This window comes from Tistrella sp., from assembly GCF_002684955.1.
GTDB classification, from domain to species: Bacteria; Pseudomonadota; Alphaproteobacteria; order Tistrellales; family Tistrellaceae; genus Tistrella; species Tistrella mobilis.
In genome coordinates this window covers 1-16934 of the sequence record NZ_NYWI01000061.1, presented here as the reverse complement: position 1 = coordinate 16934, position 16934 = coordinate 1, and the positions used below count along the sequence as shown (strand labels likewise).

General features: G+C 66.2%; 17 protein-coding genes. 10 read left to right on the top strand and 7 right to left on the bottom strand.

All coding sequences use genetic code 11. The features are described 5' to 3' along the window. Nucleotides 1–253: 253 nt before the first annotated feature. A complete protein-coding gene (locus CMO28_RS19260; RefSeq protein ID WP_296715904.1) occupies nt 254–2212 on the top strand; it encodes a putative PEP-binding protein in 1959 nt (652 codons plus the stop codon). A gap of 91 nt (nt 2213–2303) precedes the next feature. Here the strand turns inward: CMO28_RS19260 and CMO28_RS19255 are convergent, their stop codons facing one another. Beyond that, a complete protein-coding gene (locus CMO28_RS19255) occupies nt 2304–2885 on the bottom strand; it encodes a helix-turn-helix domain-containing protein (RefSeq protein WP_296715902.1) in 582 nt (193 codons plus the stop codon). A 150-nt stretch (nt 2886–3035) separates the two neighbouring features. Between CMO28_RS19255 and CMO28_RS19250 the strand changes: the two genes are divergently transcribed. The 5 genes from CMO28_RS19250 to CMO28_RS19230 all read left to right on the top strand — a co-directional run bounded on the left by CMO28_RS19250 (nt 3036) and on the right by CMO28_RS19230 (nt 7840). After that, nucleotides 3036–3800 (top strand): gluconate 2-dehydrogenase subunit 3 family protein, encoded by a 765-nt coding sequence (locus tag CMO28_RS19250; RefSeq protein WP_296715892.1) that lies wholly within the window; start codon nt 3036–3038, stop codon nt 3798–3800. A gap of 57 nt (nt 3801–3857) precedes the next feature. After that, nucleotides 3858–5621, top strand: coding sequence for a GMC family oxidoreductase (locus tag CMO28_RS19245; protein ID WP_296715891.1), 1764 nt, complete (start codon nt 3858–3860; stop codon nt 5619–5621). Continuing rightward, nucleotides 5618–5989 carry a c-type cytochrome gene (locus CMO28_RS19240; protein WP_296715890.1) on the top strand — a complete coding sequence of 124 codons (372 nt, stop codon included), beginning with the start codon at nt 5618–5620 and terminating at the stop codon, nt 5987–5989. Before CMO28_RS19245 ends, CMO28_RS19240 begins: the two co-directional genes overlap by 4 nt. A gap of 61 nt (nt 5990–6050) precedes the next feature. Beyond that, nucleotides 6051–6977 (top strand): 2-dehydropantoate 2-reductase, encoded by a 927-nt coding sequence (gene panE, locus CMO28_RS19235; RefSeq protein ID WP_296715889.1) that lies wholly within the window; start codon nt 6051–6053, stop codon nt 6975–6977. Beyond that, nucleotides 6977–7840: a DMT family transporter gene (locus tag CMO28_RS19230; RefSeq protein ID WP_322111384.1), complete on the top strand. Its 864-nt coding sequence runs from the start codon at nt 6977–6979 to the stop codon at nt 7838–7840. The genes panE and CMO28_RS19230 overlap by 1 nt, the downstream gene beginning before the upstream one ends. Before the next feature lie 6 nt (nt 7841–7846). Here the strand turns inward: CMO28_RS19230 and CMO28_RS19225 are convergent, their stop codons facing one another. After that, the gene (locus tag CMO28_RS19225; protein ID WP_296715887.1) at nt 7847–8221 is read right to left on the bottom strand and encodes a winged helix-turn-helix transcriptional regulator; all 375 of its coding nucleotides are present in this window, start codon (nt 8219–8221) and stop codon (nt 7847–7849) included. 123 nt (nt 8222–8344) lie between these two features. On the opposite strand from CMO28_RS19225, the gene gstA reads away from it, so the two are divergent. The 3 genes from gstA to CMO28_RS19210 are packed head-to-tail and all read left to right on the top strand — an operon-like array spanning nt 8345 to nt 9567. Next, on the top strand, nt 8345–8974 hold the full coding sequence (gstA, locus tag CMO28_RS19220) for a glutathione transferase GstA (protein ID WP_296715886.1): 630 nt from the start codon (nt 8345–8347) through the stop codon (nt 8972–8974). Further along, entirely contained in the window at nt 8971–9348 is a 378-nt protein-coding gene (locus CMO28_RS19215) for a nuclear transport factor 2 family protein (RefSeq protein WP_296715885.1), read from the top strand. The genes gstA and CMO28_RS19215 overlap by 4 nt, the downstream gene beginning before the upstream one ends. Before the next feature lie 12 nt (nt 9349–9360). Next, nucleotides 9361–9567, top strand: coding sequence for a tautomerase family protein (locus tag CMO28_RS19210; RefSeq protein WP_296715884.1), 207 nt, complete (start codon nt 9361–9363; stop codon nt 9565–9567). Between the two features lie 141 nt (nt 9568–9708). Here CMO28_RS19210 and CMO28_RS19205 read toward each other — a convergent pair whose 3' ends face one another. The 5 genes from CMO28_RS19205 to CMO28_RS19185 form a co-directional block, all read right to left on the bottom strand. Beyond that, complete coding sequence (locus CMO28_RS19205; protein ID WP_296715883.1) at nt 9709–10989, bottom strand: NAD(P)/FAD-dependent oxidoreductase; 1281 nt, start codon at nt 10987–10989, stop codon at nt 9709–9711. Between the two features lie 101 nt (nt 10990–11090). Further along, nucleotides 11091–11294 (bottom strand): rubredoxin, encoded by a 204-nt coding sequence (locus CMO28_RS19200; RefSeq protein ID WP_062763623.1) that lies wholly within the window; start codon nt 11292–11294, stop codon nt 11091–11093. 53 nt (nt 11295–11347) lie between these two features. Then, nucleotides 11348–12337, bottom strand: a complete 990-nt coding sequence (locus CMO28_RS19195) for an AurF N-oxygenase family protein (protein ID WP_296715882.1) — start codon at nt 12335–12337, stop codon at nt 11348–11350. A gap of 502 nt (nt 12338–12839) precedes the next feature. After that, complete coding sequence (gene glyA, locus CMO28_RS19190) at nt 12840–14132, bottom strand: serine hydroxymethyltransferase (RefSeq protein ID WP_296715881.1); 1293 nt, start codon at nt 14130–14132, stop codon at nt 12840–12842. A gap of 285 nt (nt 14133–14417) precedes the next feature. After that, nucleotides 14418–15119 carry a glutamine amidotransferase gene (locus CMO28_RS19185; RefSeq protein WP_296715880.1) on the bottom strand — a complete coding sequence of 234 codons (702 nt, stop codon included), beginning with the start codon at nt 15117–15119 and terminating at the stop codon, nt 14418–14420. A gap of 287 nt (nt 15120–15406) precedes the next feature. Between CMO28_RS19185 and CMO28_RS19180 the strand changes: the two genes are divergently transcribed. Beyond that, nucleotides 15407–16720, top strand: coding sequence for an aminotransferase class I/II-fold pyridoxal phosphate-dependent enzyme (locus CMO28_RS19180; RefSeq protein WP_296715879.1), 1314 nt, complete (start codon nt 15407–15409; stop codon nt 16718–16720). The last annotated feature ends 214 nt before the right edge of the window (nt 16721–16934 follow it).

The following is a 16934-nucleotide window of genomic DNA, read 5'->3' as shown; positions in this document are numbered from 1 at the left end:
TTCCTTGGAATCCCGGCCGATGACCGGCGGCAGCCGACCGGGCGCCGCCGTCGGGATCGGCTGTGCGGCTGCCCTCCCGCCAAATCTCTCCGTAGACTATCGTCTACTATTATGTACAATCATAAGGCGTGTGTTTATCTACCTGAAAGGGCTTTATGCAGGGGTTTAAGAACCGTGCGTGGAGACATGGCGCGAACCTCGGGCATGCACCTTGCTCTGTACAAAATCTGTCAACAGGCTGATCGAGGTCGTCATGGCGACGCTGAGCAAATTTGATTTCAAGGAATTACTGACCGGAATAAGTACCCGTGCCCGGAGACCGGAAGACATCCTGTCCGGTATCCGCGCCGCCGATCTTGAAGGCGTCATCTTCCCGCGCTTTGCCGACGAGGAGTACACGCCCTTCGCCTCGGGTGAGGCCATCCATGATGGCGATCATTCGGGGTATCTGGTGCTCCACCGGAGCACCGCACAGCAGATGTCCGAAGGTCCCGGCGACAGCGCCGACGCGCCCGATTACATCTACTCGGTCGCCGAAGGGGACATCGACGATTTCGCGGCGATCAAGGGCGCCGCGGGCTTTTTCACCAGCCATCCGGGCAAGACCACATTCTCTCCGGTGCAATCCGTATCGGAGGGAAAGTCGACGATCATCGCCGCGAATATCGACTATCACGAAAGCGATGAGCCCGTTGACCTTCATTTCCAGACGAAGAGTGGCGGTTCCCGCATCGTCAGAACCAGAAAGCGCTGGATCTCGACGGTCGATATCGACGGCCACGAAGCCCGGATCTATGAAGGCGACATGGTGGCGATGTCGGGATCACGGGGCCTGGTCTTCGCGGGCGCACGTGTGGTCGCACCGTCCCGGATCGATACCCTCTACACCCTGCTGACCGACGCCTACCTGGCGGCCGAGACCGAATTCGGACCGGCTTCTGCCTGGGAACGCATCTCCGACACGGCGTTCTTTGCCGCCCATCGCGAGGAGATCCGGGAGATCGTCGCCTCGGATGAATTCGCAGGCTTCCAGTCGCTCATCGGCTTCTGTCATGCCCAGTCGCCCTTGCGGGTCTATGTGAACGTCCACAAAACCGCCTGCGTGGTCCGGGCCCGGCTGCTCGCCTCGACGCTGACCTTCGACGGGACGGGCCTGTCGATCGATTGCAATGAGGCAGCCCTGGGGGTCGGCCTGCTGCGTGACGAAAGGATGTGGATCGATCCGTCGGATATCGACATCCTGCGTATTCTGTTCCTGGGCGACGACTGCACGACGAAAGAGCATTACGATCGCATCGTCCGCCAGTACGAGCGCCGGCACGGGGACCGCTACTACTCGATCTTCTCCGCCCGACCGGGCGGGATCTGCGTCGTCAGAACCCTTTGCATGCCGTTCAGCAAGTTCCTGCCCGACAATTTCGACATTGCGGATTTTGCGGCGCGGCACGGCCTCGATCCTGCCAAGACGCAAAGCGCCTTTCGCCGGCTGAGTGGAGAGCGGGAGGTCTATCACGGATGCCGCGGCATCCGCCTGTTCTCGATCCGTCCGGATCTGGCGCGTCTGTGGCTGCGGACCGTGCTGGGTGCGCTGGCCCGCGCTAATGCCGACGGTGCGGGGGTGAAGGTCCGGTTCCTCCTCGCCACGCTCACGCTTCCCGACGAGGCATCCCGCTTCATCATGACGCTCGAAGAGGTCGCATCTTCGATCTTCGGAAGCGTGAAGGCCGCCCCGATCGAAGGTGCGGCGACCATGCTGGAGACCGGTGGCGCCTTCATCTGCCTGGAAAGCATCCTCCGGCAACGCGGCCACGAGCTGGGCATGGTCGGCGGCCTGATCGGGTCGAACGACTTCACGACCGCCTGCCTCAACATGAATCGCAGTGATGCGCCGCGCCACCTGATCCCCGGCTATGTCGAACAGGGCTTTTTTGCATCCAGCCCGTTCACCCATGTCCAGGTGTCGGTGGTGGGGCGGGCGATGCATGAAGCGCTGCAGCGCTCCACCCGCCTTGCCCTGGAGGTGGACCAGCAGTTCATCTGGGGGCTTGCGGGCGAGTTGACCACCGACTGGCATTCCGTCCAGTGGCTGGCGCGGTTCCTCGCCCCGGCCGGCCTGACCTATCTGTCGACCAGCCCGGAGACCATCATCGCAGCACTGCTCGCCTCTGCCGCAACCCGGTATCAGCGGCCGGAGGTCAGTCGCGCCGCCTGAACGCAGCGCAGCGGCTCAGGTCCCGATCAGGCGATTTCAGCTGATCGGGACCTGTTCCCGCCTCCGGTGCCGGCGCAGCATCTTTGGCCGGTCAGGTGATCGACTTAACGTATTTCGTGCCATCGATCACGAGAAGCCAGGAAACCGCTTCCGTCGTGTCGTTGGCCATTTCATGGGTGCAATCGGCATCGAAGAAAAGACTATCGCCTGTTTTCATAGTGATCTTCCGGTCGTTCAGGTGGACGCTCAATTGGCCCGCCAGAACGAAGATGTATTCGTGAATCCCCTTCTTGTGCGGGGAGAAGGGGCCCGTGCGCCCGCCGGGCCCGAGTTCATTATGGACGACGTCGACCCCACGCCCTGGAAAAATGGGCGAAAGAGCACGGCGGACGAAGCCACGTGCGCTGTCGTGAAGGACAGGCTGCGCATCGGCGGGCAGATATATGATGCTGTTTATGTCGTCTTTGCTCAGCAGGTCTGAAATTCCCACCTCCAGGGCTTCGGCAAGCTTGCCGAGCGTCGTGGCCGAAACACCGCCGTCACCGCGCTCGATCTTCGAAATCATCGCCTTGCTGACCGAGGATGCCGCGGCGAGCGCCGACATCGACAGCCCGCGCAGCTGACGGATTGCTCTCAGATTCTTACCAATATCTTCAGCCGATTGCTGTGCCATCGCCTCTCCGCTGCGCTGCCTGCGCCTCTGCATGCCGGAACCGTCTCGCAACTCTACCAAAAATCCGCCGGCCCTCCCGGCCCGACGAATTAGTAGACATATGTCTACTATTCTAATACGGTTCAACCATTGAGGGATTGGAGGTGGGCGATGTTGCCAGATGAACCGCAAGGCCTCAGCCGAAGATCACTGCTGACCGGCGCCGGCGCGCTTGGTGTGGGCGTGGGTGTGGTGACAGCAGCGCCGGGCGCCGCCCTTGTCCGGCAGGCCGGTGCCAAAGAAGCCAGCCCCCCGGCAACGGCGCCCGGACAGGCTGCACAGCCCGACGCCGTCGCCGGATATCAGAGCCTCGGCATCGAAGAGGCGGCGATCGTGGAAGCGCTGGTCGCCCATATGTGGCCGGCCGATGATCTGTCGCCGGATGGTGTCGCCCTGGGCATCGCGGTCTTCATCGATCGCCAGCTGGCCGGCGCCTATGGCCAGGGCGATCGCCTGTATCTGAGCGGCCCGTTCAGGCAAGGGAAGCCGGAACACGGCTATCAGCTCGCCTGCACGCCGGAAGCCTACTTCAAGACCGGGCTGCGTCATCTTGCGGAGACATCCGCCCGGCGCCACGCAGCCCCCCCGGATCGCCTGACGCCGGATCAACTGGAGGCGCTTCTCCACGACATATCCGAGACGCCGCCCGAGCCCGGCGCTTTCGATCTGAAGGCGTGGTTCAACGAGCTGTTCTACCCGCTCTTCGTTCGCGGCGCCTTCGCCGACCCGATCTATGGCGGAAACCGCGACAAACAGGCCTGGCGGATGATCGGCTATCCCGGCCTGCCGGCCACCTACACCACCGACATGGTGACATGGCGCGGCCGCCGTCATCCGGCATCGGACACGCCCATGTCGATTCAGGATTTCTCCTGAGACCAGGAGCGCCGTTCAGGCGCCCGAGCCCCCCGAAATGGCTTCAGCGAGGCAGCAATGGCGACGCGACTGCCTGAAAAAGAGATCGTGGTGATCGGCGGCGGCCTGACGGCGGGTCTGGTCGCCCGCAGGCTGGTGCCGGCCGGTCGAGAGGTGCTCGTCCTGGAGCGCGGCCCGGACTGGTCGGGGTCGGCGGTCGGAGAGCTGCCCCATCAGCGGGACGAGTTGCGCTGGTCGACCTATCGCGGCATGACCCGCCGCGAAAACGTCGAGACCTATACCCTGCGACACAGCCCGGACGAGGAGGCGCTGCCGATGCGGCAGTTGCTGTCCTTCCTGCCCGGCTTCGGCGTGGGCGGGGCCGCGCAGCACTGGAACGGCCAGACCTGGCGCTTTTCCGAATCCGATTATGTCCTGAGACAGCATCTGACGGAGCGCTATGGCGCAAAATCCATTCCGGATGGGATGACGATCCAGGATTGGGGGCTGACCTACCGCGATCTCCAGCCCTATTACGAGGAATTCGAAGCGCTTTTCGGCATTGCCGGCAAGGCGGGCAATCTGAAGGGCGTCAGGCAGGCGGGCGGCAATCCCTTCGAGCCCTGGCGCGCCACGGACTATCCGCTTCCCCCGCTGGAGATGTCGGAGGCCTCGCAGATCTTCAAGGATGCGACCGGGCAGCTGGGCTATGAGGCGTTTCCGCTGCCGGCTGCCAATGCCAGCCGCCCATACCGGAATCCGGACGGGATGCAGCTGGGGCAATGCCAGTATTGCGGCCATTGCGAACGCTTCACCTGCGAAGCGAACGCGAAGGCCACGCCGGCCTCTCTGCTCTTTCCGCTCGTCCGGTCCCGCCCGAATTTCGAGCTGCGCGCCGGTGCGGAGGTCATCCGTCTCAACACGACCGCCGATGGGACGCGCCTTGAGAGCGTGAGCTATGTCGACGTGGCGACGGGACAGGAATTCATCCAGCCCGGCTCGCTCTTCGTTCTGTGCAGCTACACGCTGAGCAATGTCCGCCTGCTTCTTCTGTCGAAGATCGGCACGCCCTATGATCCGGCCACCCGCACCGGTACGGTCGGGAAGAATTATTGTTATCAGGTGACGTCCGGCCTGAACATGTTCTTCCCGGACAGATACATAAACCCCTTCATGGGGGCCGGGGCGCTGGGTTTCGTCATCGACGACTTCAACAACGACAATTTCGATCACACCGGCCTGGGGTTCCATGGCGGCGGCTACATCTCCGCAACCCAGACGAACGGCCGCCCGATCGATACGAGACGCCTGCCGCCCGGCACGCCCCGCTGGGGATCGGCGTGGAAGAAGGCGAATGCCGACTGGTATCTGCGGTCCATGAGCATTTCGCTGCACGGCTCCAACTACGCCAATGCCCGGAATTACATGGATCTGGACCCGGATTACAAAGATCAATGGGGCCGGCCGCTTCTGCGGATCACCTTCGATTTCGACGAAAACGATGCCCTTATGTGCCGGTTCGCCAATGGCAGGATGGAAGAGATTGCCGCCGCAGCCGGTGCGAAGATCATCAGCAAGCCGAATGTCCGCAAGAGCCCCTACGATACCCGCCAGTATCAGTCGACGCACAACACCGGCGGTACGATCATGGGTGCCGATCCCAACTCTTCCGTCGTCTCGCCTCATCTCCAGAGCTGGGATGTGGAGAACCTGTTCATCTCGGGGGCGAGCGTGTTCCCGCAGAATTCGGGCTACAACCCGACCGGGCCCGTGGGCGCGCTCGGCCTGAGACTGGCCGGGGATCTTCTGTCATATCTGTCTGATCCGAGGCGGCTCGGATGAAGAGGATCGGCCAGGTCGTCCTGGGTCTGGTGTCGGTTCTGGCCGCCACTGCCCCCGCCAGGGCCGATCCGGAACGGGGGCAGACGCTCTTCGCCGCATGCGCCGCCTGTCATGAGACGGGCCCCGCCAGCAGCCGGCGGGCCCCGAGCCTGAAGGGCATCATCGGGCGACCTGCCGGAAGCCTGACCGATTTCCGGTACAGCCGGGCGATGAGCCAGAGCGGAATCGTCTGGACCGACGAGACGATCCGCAAATTCATCCAGTCCCCTCAAGGCTTTATCCCGGGCAACAGGATGCCGTTCTCCGGAATACCATCCGAGGCCGACAGGGCGGACATCGTCGATTACCTGAAGAGTATTTCAGGCTAGAGCAGGCCCCGCTCAGGTGGGATCTACAGGCATCGTTGTTGGTGGCACAGGAGACTCCGGCATGCGTATCCTCATCCTTGGAGCCGGCGGAATCGGCGGCTATTTCGGCGGCCGGCTGGCCTCGTCCGGGGTCGACGTTCAGTTCCTGGTCAGGCCGTCGCGCGCGGAGGTTCTGGCGCGGAACGGGCTGGTGATCAAAAGCCCGCTGGGCGACCTGCGCATGCCCGTCAAAACGATGACGGCGGCGACGGAGCCGGTCGATGCGGTGCTGCTGGCCTGCAAGGCCTATGATCTGACCGAGGCGATGGAGGCGGTGGCGCCGGCCATCGGCCCCTCGACCCTGATCCTGCCGCTTCTGAACGGTGTCCGTCAACTTGATGTGCTCGATGCCCGCTTCGGCCGGAAACACGTGCTGGGCGGGCTGTGCCACATTGGTGCGACGGTGAACCCGGCCGGCGAGATCCTGCATCTCAACACGCTACAGCGCTTCGTCTTCGGCGCCAGGACGCCCGATCAGGCGGATGCGGCGGAGCGGCTGTTCACGGCGGTAAGGCCCGGCGGCTTCGAGCCGGTGCTGAGCCCCGCCATCACGCAGGAAATGTGGGAGAAGTTCACCTTCCTCGCCACCTATGCCGGCATGACGACCCTGATGCGCGCGCCGATCGGCGCCATCATGGCCGCGCAGGAGGGCGAGGCGATCATGCGCGAGATGCTGGACGAGTGCCTGGCGACGGCAGCCGCCGGCGGTTACCGCCCGCGCGAAGAGGCCATGACGCAGATGATCTCGTCCCTGACCGAGCGCGGTTCGCAGGGCACGGCGTCGATGTTCCGCGACATGGCGCGCAACGGCCGGACGGAGCACGAGCACGTGATCGGCGACATGCTCGCACGCGCCAGGACAGCCGGCGTGCCGGCGCCGCTGCTCCGCCTCAGCCTTGCGAATATGCAGGCCTACGAGGCGCAGCGTTCCGCCACGGCCGTCGGATGATGCCGGCACGTCCAACCGCCTGGCTCAACGGTCTGGTCGGCGTGGTCATCTTCAGCGGCTCGCTCCCCGCCACACGGCTCGCGCTTCAGGGGTTCGATCCGCTGTTCCTGACCTATGCACGCGCCACGATCGCCGCCATGGCGGGCGCCGTCGCACTTGTCCTGCTGAAACAGACGCGGCCGCAGAGGGGGGAAATCCCTGGTCTGGTCCTGGTCGCGGCCGGCGTCGTCATCGGTTTTCCGCTGCTGACCGCCCTGGCGCTCGAACACATCACCGCGGCACGCGGCCTGCTCTATATCGCCCTCTTGCCGGTGATGACGGCGCTTTTCGCGGTGCTGCGCGCGGGCGAGAGGCCACGCCCGCCCTTCTGGCTGTTCTCGCTTGCCGCCAGCCTGCTGGTCATGGCCTTCGCCGCATCGACCGGGCGCGTCGCCGGCACGCTGCCGGGGGATCTCATGATGCTCGCGGCCATCGTCCTCTGCGGGCTCGGCTATGCGGAAGGCGGCCGCCTCTCGCGGCGGCTCGGCGGCTGGCAGGTCATCAGCTGGGCCCTTCTGATGACGCTGCCGGTGATGCTGCCTCTCGCACTCTACGCCTGGCCGGAAGATCCGACGACGGTCGCCCCTCCGGCGGTTCTGGCGCTGTTTTATGTCGGCCTGTTCAGCATGCTGATCGGGTTCATCTTCTGGTATCGCGGCCTCGCCCAGGGCGGCATCGCCAGCGTCGGGCAGCTGCAATTCCTTCAGCCCTTTCTCGGGCTGGCCCTGGCCGCGGCAATCCTCGGCGAGCCGATCGGCTGGTCTCTTCTGGCCGTCATGATCCTGGTGATCGGCTGCGTCGCCGCCGCACGGCGTTTCGCCTGACCGGCCTCATCCCTGCGGGTGGTCATCCATCCGGTCCCTGGCCTTCAGCTTGTGACCGACCTCGACGATGGCATCCAGGGCCGGCAGCAGTTCGGTGCCGAGCGGTGTGAGGCTGTATTCCACCGAAGGCGGTGTCGTTGGCTGAATGGTGCGCGTGATCACGCCGCGGCCTTCCAGTTCCCGAAGCCGCTGCGACAACACTTTCGCCGAAATCGGCGGAATATCGAGGCGCAATTCATTGAAACGCCGCGGGCCTGCACGCAGGTGCCAGATCACGTTCGGTGCCCAGGCCCCGGCAATGACCGCCATGCATTCAGTCAGGGCGCAGGTCACTGGCGGGCGCGCACTTCGGTTCTTGCGGAGTTTCAGGCTCATCTGCATGACCAGGTTACTGCGGGGAAACCGGGATATTAAGTAACCAATGGAAACCTGCTTGGCAAGGGTAACCTGCCCCCATAGGGTCGGGTCGGTCCTGCAATCGGGCCTGCAACCAGGGAGGTTTCCATGCGGCTCTACTACAAACCCGGCGCGTGTTCGCTGTCGTCGCGGATCGTGCTTACCGAGATCGGTCTGGCCTTTGAGACCATTCGCGTCGATACCGAAACCGGCCAGACCGAGACCGGGAACGACTATCGGGCCATCAATCCCAAGGGCTATGTGCCGGCTCTTGAACTGGAGAACGGCGCCGTTCTCACCGAAAACCCGGCGATCCTTCAGTTTCTTGCCGACACATATCCCGAAACGGCCCTCACACCTGCCGCGGGCACTCTGGAACGTGCGCGTCTGCAGGAATGGCTCAACTTTACCGCCTCGGAGCTGCACAAGGCGTTCAGCCCCTATTTCAGAGGATATCCCCTGACGGCGGCGGAAAAGGAACAGGTTGAACAGCGTCTGGCACGACGCATCGCAGACGTGGAACGCGGCCTCGGCGATGGCCGGACCTACATGCTCGGCGATCGTTTCACCGTGGCCGATGCCTATCTGTTCGTCGTCCTGAACTGGTCGGGTTTCATCGGGCTCGATCTCGCCCGCTGGCCGGCCGTCGCAGCCTACAGGGCACGCATCGCCGCGCGGTCCTCCGTTCGCGAGGCCATGCGCCAGGAAGGACTGATCACCGGCGAGGCGGCAGAATGACCCGCGCCCTGAACGACATCGCCGACGTCATCCAGGACTATTTCGACGCGCTCTATTTCTGCGACGTCGACAAGCTTCAGCGCGTCTTTCACCCGAAGGCGATCTATGCAACCGCTGACGAGACGCCGCTGCTCTACCGCACCATGGACGAGTACATACCGGTGGTGGCTGCCCGCCAGTCGCCCGCCTCACGCAACGAGCCGCGGCGCGACCATATCGACGCTATCGATCTCGCCGGCGAAAACACCGCCGTCGTCCGGGTCCGCTGCTCGATCGGTCCGCGCGATTTCGTCGATTTCCTGACCCTGGTGCGCACCGAGGGTGAGTGGCGGATCATCGCCAAAGTCTTTCAGATCATCGAGCGTCAGTCATAAGGAGTGGCAGACATGCCGTATGTAAACATAAAGATCACGCGCGAGGGCGCGACGGCTGCGCAGAAGGCCGAACTCATCAAAGGCGTGACCAAGCTCCTCTCGGATGTGCTGGACAAGAACCCTGCGGTAACCTTCGTCGTCATCGACGAGGTCGAGATGGAGGATTGGGGCGTGGGCGGCCTCCCCGTCGCCGAGTACCGCAAGACTCTCGAAACGTGATCGGTACGTGCCGATGAGCGCCCCCAGCCGCCATTGCGGCGGCGGCCAAGGGCGCGGCAGCGCCCGCCCGGCGAGGGGCTAAAAACCAACTCTCGAACGGCGCCCCCACGGGGGCAGCCAATGGGGGCGCCGTCCGATGCTTCAGGCCGGAACCGCCACCGTCCCGGTCTGAAGCGTCTTGAGCGGCCGCGCCGGGTCGGCGAGCGCGGCCGGATCGAGGATCGGGGCCAGGGCGTCCGCCTGGGCCTGGATCAGGCCGCGGCCCTGGGCGAAATCGAGCGGGGCGTTGACGCAGTCGATCGCCACCACCCGGCCGTCGCGGAGATAGACGGCCGAGAAACTGCCGCTCTCGGGCCGGCCGCGCAGGATTTCGGTGTCATGGCCCGGCACGATGCCGATGGTCTGCAGCTTGATGTCGTATTGCGACGACCAGAAGCGCGGCACGGCATCGTAGGGCTGGTCGCCGCCGAGCATGGCGCCGGCCACCACGCGCGCCTGATCGACCGCGTTCTGCACGCATTCGAGCCGCACCCGGCGGCCACCGGCGAAACGATTGACATGGGCCGCACAGTCACCCAGCGCCCAGACATCGGGCAGGCCGGTCCGGCAGAGGCCGTCGACCGCCACGCCGCCCGCTGCTTCGGCCCCGGTGGTGGCGCCGGCGGCGGCGAGCGCCGAGACCTCGGGCACCAGGCCGATACCCACGATCACCAGATCCGCCGGCAGACAGTCGCCATCCGACAGGACCACGCCGGCGACCCGGCCGGCGGCATCACCGGTCAGCGCCTCGACGCCCACACCGGTGCGGATCTCGACACCGGCATCCCGGTGGCGCGCCTCGATGGCGGCGGCGATGCTGCGACCCGACACCCGGGCCAGAACGCGGTCGGCGGCTTCGACCACCGTCACCCGATGGCCCTGGCCGACCAGCGCCGCGGCGGCTTCCAGGCCGACATAGCCGGCGCCGACCACCACCACCCGCGGGCGGCCCGACAGATCGGCACGCAGCCGGTCGGCATCGGCCAGGCTGCGGATGGTGTGGATGCCCGAGAGATCCGCCCCCGGGCAGGTCAGCCGGCGGGCGGCCCCGCCCGTCGCCCAGGCAAGCCGGCCATAGCCGATCCGCCGGCCATCGGCGGTGAACAGCCGATGGCCGGCCGGGTCCAGATCGGTGATCCGGGTGCCGGGCACGCGGGTGATGTTGCGCTCCGCCCAGAAGCCGTCGGGCCGTAGCCGGATGTCGGCGGCAAGGGCGGCACCGGTCAGGTAATCCTTGGTCAGCGACGGCCGGTCGTAAGGGGCTTCGTGCTCAGCGCTGATCAGACCGATCGTGCCGGCGAAACCGCCCTGGCGGAGGCTGATGGCGAGCTGGGCCCCGGCATGGCCGGCGCCTGCGATGGCGATGTCGAATGTCCAGGTCATCGTCCTGCTCCCGGGGGGGAAACGGAAAGGCCGGCCGGGGGCTGCGTGCGGGGGTACGCAGCCCCCCGGCCGGCGGCAGCGGGATCGCGAACCGGTGCGCCTCAGGCGTCGAGCGGCTCGAAATCCTCGCGACCCGCCCCGCAATCGGGGCAGGACCAGTCCTCATCCAGGTCTTCGAGGCGGGTGCCGGGCGGAATGCCATGGGCCGGCGAGCCGGTCGCCTCGTCGTAGACATAGGTGCAGAGCAGGCACTTCCAGGCCTTGCCGGCGGTGGCGCCGGCTTCGGCCTCGATCTTGGCGGTCATGGGCACGGAAGAAATTCCCGAATTGTGTCGGAGGGGATGGGCAGCACCCGACGTCAAATCGCGATGCCCTGGGCCGCAAAGCTGTTGCGGCCGGCATCGGTCGAGAGAATGCCCACCTCGTGCGACAGGCCGACGATGCCGGTATAGTCCAGCCGCTCGCGAGCCGCGGCATTCAGCGGCCGGCAGTCGGCGATGATGGTGGCGGCACCCGGCACGCGCAGCTGCTCCAGCACCGACGACCAGATGTCGAGTTCGAGATCGGCGAACCATTCGATCGGCTTGGGCAGCACGCTGGCGAAGAAGGCCTGCTCCCGCGGGCTCAGTGCCGGGTAGAAGGTCTTGGTCATCAGGGTGAAGATCTTCGAATGCGCCAGCTCGTCATGCCGATGGGCGGCCACGGTCGCCATGTTCATCGGCTGAATCTCGGCGCAATCCGACAGCTGATGCAGATAGTCGCTGACGAAGATCTCGGACACGACCGAGGTCGCAAGATGCACCAGGATCTTCTGCCAGTCTTCCGACTGCAGAGACTTCTCGCGGTTCATCATCGTGACCAGGTTGAAGCTCGGGATCTTCAGATCCTCGAGCCCGCGCCGGGTGCGGGTCAGCCGGTTGGCATTGGCCACCAGCAGCAGGTGATAGGCCTCGTCGACCAGGGTTTCGCAGACGATCTGGCGGCTGGTTTCGTCGGTCAGACCGGGGATGCGGCCGTCCAGCGCGTCGTAGCACGAGGGCGAGACGATCGCGCTTTCGATGGCGACGGTCTTCTCGTTATAGATGATCCAGCCGGCAGACAGGATCTTCGACTTCAGCTCGGGCGCCAGCCGCTGGTAGAGCGGGTGGGCGTGGAAGGGCAGCAGCTCTTCCAGGAAATCCGGCCGGGCCGGATCGAAGGCAAGATCGACCGCATCGCGGCGCACCTTGGCGCGCTTGATCCAGCCGTCGCCGATGCGCTGCAGCAGCGCCTTGACTTCCGACTGTTCGTGCTGATGCGCGGCGTCAGTGCCGCCGGTGGCGATGGCGGGGGCGCTCATCGTCGTCATGACAGGGCTCTCCGAAAACATGTGCGAAGGGACAGGGTCACTGGTCCGCGCACCCGTGGCTCAAAGCGGGTGGCGGCATCCATCTCTCTCGGTCGATCTTCGAACGACGGCGTCTCGTCCGGCGGGGTCGCGCGGCGGGCCGCTCTCCTTGGTGCTGGCGCAGGTCCATGGCGGCCCGCGTCTCTTTTTTTGGCCTATGTCATTATTTGTAACGGCCTGTGCCATAAACTAGCGATCTGCCTTTACTCTGTCCAGCCCAAACACAACCATTAGTGAAAGAATCCTGAGAAATTTTCATGTCTGATTGGGATCGTTTTCTTTTCAACTCAGCTGCATAGGTCAGGTGATCTGGCTTAGTGCAACACGTCATGGTTGCGATTTCACATAACTGTCATGAAAAAAGCCGCCCGGTTGTCGCCGGGCGGCTCCAGTGGCGTCACGGGTGAGGCTCGATCCCCCGCAACGTGGGAGTGGACGACAGACGGGTCCTGAACAGACGGTATCAGGCCGCCGGCAGCGGGAAACGGGCGCAGAGGGCGTCGACTTCGGCGCGGACCGCGGCTGCGGTCGCGGCATCCAGCCCGCCATTGTCGCGCAGCGCCCCCAGAACCTGCAGGATCAGCCGGCCGACGGTTTCGAACTCGGCCGGCCCGAAGCCGCGGGTGGTGCAGGCCGGGCTGCCCAGACGAATGCCCGAGGTCACCATGGGCGTGGCGGTGTCGAAGGGCACGGCGTTCTTGTTGGCGGTCAGCCCCACTTCTTCCATCGCCTCGACCGCGGCTTTACCGGTCAGCGCGAAGGGCCTGAGATCGACCAGCACCAGATGGCAATCGGTGCCGCCGGTCACCAGCCGCAGGCCGCCTGCATCCAGCGTGCGGGCAAGCGCTGCGGCATTGCCGACGACGTCGTGGATATAGGCGCGATAATCCGGCTGCAGGGCCTCGTGGAAGGCGACGGCCTTGGCGGCGATGACATGCATCAGCGGCCCGCCCTGGACGCCGGGGAACACCGCCTTGTCGATGCGCCGCGCGATATCCGGGTCGTTGGTCAGGATGATACCGCCGCGCGGGCCACGCAGGGTCTTGTGGGTGGTGGAGGTCACCACATGGGCATGCGGCACCGGATCGGGATAGAGGCCGCAGGCGATCAGCCCGGCATAATGGGCGATATCGGCCATCAGCCAGGCGCCGACCTCGTCGGCGATCGCGCGGGCACGGGCGAAATCGATCGTCCGGGGATAGGCCGAGCCGCCCACGAAGATCAGCCGCGGCCGGGTCCGCCGGGCTTCCGCCGCCATCTGGTCCCAGTCGATGGTCTCGTCATCGGCGCGCACCTTGTAGGTGACCGCCTTGAACCAGCGCCCGGACAGGCTGACCGGCGAGCCATGGGTCAGATGCCCGCCGCAGGCGAGATCCAGCCCCATCACCGTATCGCCCGGCTCCAGCAGGGCAAACAGCACCGCCAGATTGGCATTGGCGCCGGAATGCGGCTGGACATTGGCATAGGCGGCGCCGAACAGCCGGCGAACCCGATCGATCGCCAGCGTCTCGGCACGGTCGACCGGATCGCAGCCGCCGTAATAGCGCCGGCCGGGATAGCCCTCGGCATATTTGTTGGTCAGCACCGACCCCTGGGCCTCGCGAACCGCGCGGCTGACCAGGTTTTCCGAGGCGATCAGCTCGATCTGGCTCTGCTGACGGCGTTCCTCGGCACGGATGGCGCGGGCGAGATCGGGATCGATCGCGGCAAGCGGCGCATCGCGATCGGGGACGGAAACAGGCGCAGTCTTCAGCATGGTGGCGATTTCCGAAGGCAGCGGTGGGGGGAAGGGACGGAAACATGAAGAAGGCACAGTCAGTCAACGCGCCCCGCACCAGCCACCCGGAGTGGCTGGTGCAAGCCGCCATTGCGGCGGCGGCCAAGGGCGTGGCAGCGCCCGCCCGGCGAGGGACTAACAGACTCCCGCTCCCGCACGGCCCCGTGCGGGAGCAAGCCGCCATTGAGGCGGCGGCCAAGGCCACGGTAGTGGCCGCCCGGCGAGGGGCTAACCGACTCGCCCGCCCGGCGAGGGGCTAACAGACTACCCGTCGAGATTGCGCAGCCAGGTCTCGAGGCAGGCTTCGGCGCGCGGCTTCAGGATCGGGCCCCAGTGCTCGTTATCGGCGCGCAGCCGCGGCACGTCGACGCCGGCAGCGCCAAGCTCGATGGTGTGGCCGATCAGCCAGCGCTCGAAGCCCTCGCCGCCCGCTTCCGGGTGGAACTGGGCGCCGAAGGCGTTGGCGCCGTAAGAGAAGGCCTGCACCGGGCAGATTTCCGTGGAGGCGAGCGCCTCCGCCCCCTCGGGCAGGTCGAAGCGATCCCCGTGCCAGTGCAGCACCGGCCCGCCTTCGAACACGTTCAGGCAGGACCGGCGGCCGGCTTCGGTCAGCGTCAGCTCCGAAAAGCCGATTTCCTTGGCCGGGCCCGGATAGACCTTCGCCCCCAGCACCCGCGCCATCAGCTGCGCCCCCAGGCAAACGCCGAAGATCGGCTTGCCGCTGGCCAGGCGCCGCTCGATCAGCTGCAGCTCTTCGGTGAGGAACGGATATTTCTCCTCCTCATAGGCACCGATCGGCCCGCCGAGCACCACGATCAGCCCGGTGGTCAGGGGATCCAGGGTCCAGAGCTCGTCCACACCGGCATCGTAGTAGTGGACCTTGTAGCCGGCGCGTTCCAGGACCGGCCCGAAGCAGCCCAGATCCTCGAAGGCGAGGTGGCGAATGGCGACGGCGGTCTTCAGCATCGTTGCCTCCGATTAATGACACATGCCAATATCTCATTTGGCATGTGCCGATATATCTAGCCTCTTCCTCGCCGCACTGCAACCACGACGTTCGCCCGAAATGCACGACCCGGGCAGCCTGGTTCCGCCTGCCGCGACACGCCACACCTGCCGGCCCTCTCCCGTGCTCTCTGTCGCGGGGGCCGGACCGGCTCGCCGATTGCCCCCGAAAGCGGATGACGCCATAAATGTCCGAGACACTCGGTCCGATCCGGACCCATGCCCCACTCACCGGAGTCCCTCACCCGATGCATTTCGTCACCGGCAGATCGGCGGCAGAGATCGCCGCCAGCGTCGAGCGGGCGATCCGCAGCGGCCAGGTCTCCCCCGGCGAGCAGCTGCCCTCGGTGCGCGACGTGGCCGAACGGCTGGGCGTCAATCGCAACACCGTGACCGCCGCCTACGCCCGTCTGCGTGAAGCCGGTCTCGTCACCGGAAACGGCCGCCAGGGGTCCCGCGTGGCCGCGCCGCCCTCGGTCGAGATTTACCGCAGCGAGATACCGGCCGATGTCCGCGACCTCGCCTCGGGCAATGTCGATGCGTCGCTGCTGCCCGATCTCGCCCCTTTCCTCGCCCGGCTCGACCTGCCGCCCGGTGGCTACGAGATGGTGGAGGACGATCCCGAACTGGTCGCCCATGCCCTGCGGGTGTTCCGCGCCGATGGTCTGCAGGCCGGCCGCATCGCCATCGTATCGGGCGCCATGGACGGGCTGGAACGGGCATTGCGCGCCCATCTGCGGCCGGGAGACCCGATCGCGATCGAGGATCCGGGCTATGTCTCGGCCCTGCTGCTGGTGCGTTCCCTGGGCCTCAGGCCCGTGCCGATGGCCCTGGACGAAGACGGCGTGCTGCCCGAAGCGCTGGATGCCGCCCTCGCCGCCGGGGTGCGCGCGGTGGTAACCACCCCCCGCGCCCAGAACCCGACCGGCGCCTGTCTCGGCGCCGAACGGGCCGCCCGGCTGCGCGCCCTGCTCGACCGCCATCCCGAGGTGCTGGTGATCGAGGATGATCACGCGAGCGCCGTCTCGGGCGTGCCGGCCCAGACCCTCGCCCCCGCCCGCATGGCCGCCCGCCCCTGGACGGTGATCCGCTCGGTGTCGAAATTCCTGGGCCCGGATCTGCGCCTTGCCATCGTCGCCGGCGACCCGATGACCATCGCCCGCATGCAGGACCAGCAGGCGCTGGGCCCGCGCTGGGTCAGCCATATCATCCAGCGCCTGGTGCTCAGGCTGTGGACGGCCCCCGGTACCGACCAGGTGATCGAACGGGCCGCCCGTTCCTACGGCGCCCGGCGCGAGGCCCTGGCCGCACGGCTGGCCGATCACGGCGTCATCGCCCTCGGCCGCTCGGGCCTGCATGTCTGGGTGCCGGTCCAGCGCGAGGCCGAGGTCGTCCAGGGCATGCTCGCCCGCGGCTGGTCCATCCAGGCCGGAGAAATCTTCCGCCTGCGCAGCGGCCCCGGCGTGCGCGTCGGCATCGCCGGCCTCCATCCGGGTGAAGAAGACACCGTCGCCCGGGCGCTGGCCGACAGCATGCGGCCGGGGCGGTTGCTGTATACGTAGGGGGAGGAGGGAGAGGGAGTCGGTTTTTGCCCCTCGCCGGGCGGGCGCTGCCGCGCCCTTGGCCGCCGCCGCAATGGCGGCTTGCTCCCGCACGGGGGCGTGCGGGAGAGGGAGTCTGTTTGGCCCTCGCCGGGCGGGCGCTGCCGCGCCCTTGGCCGCCGCCGCAATGGCGGCTTGCTCCCGCACGGGGGCGTGCGGGAGAGGGAGTCTGTTT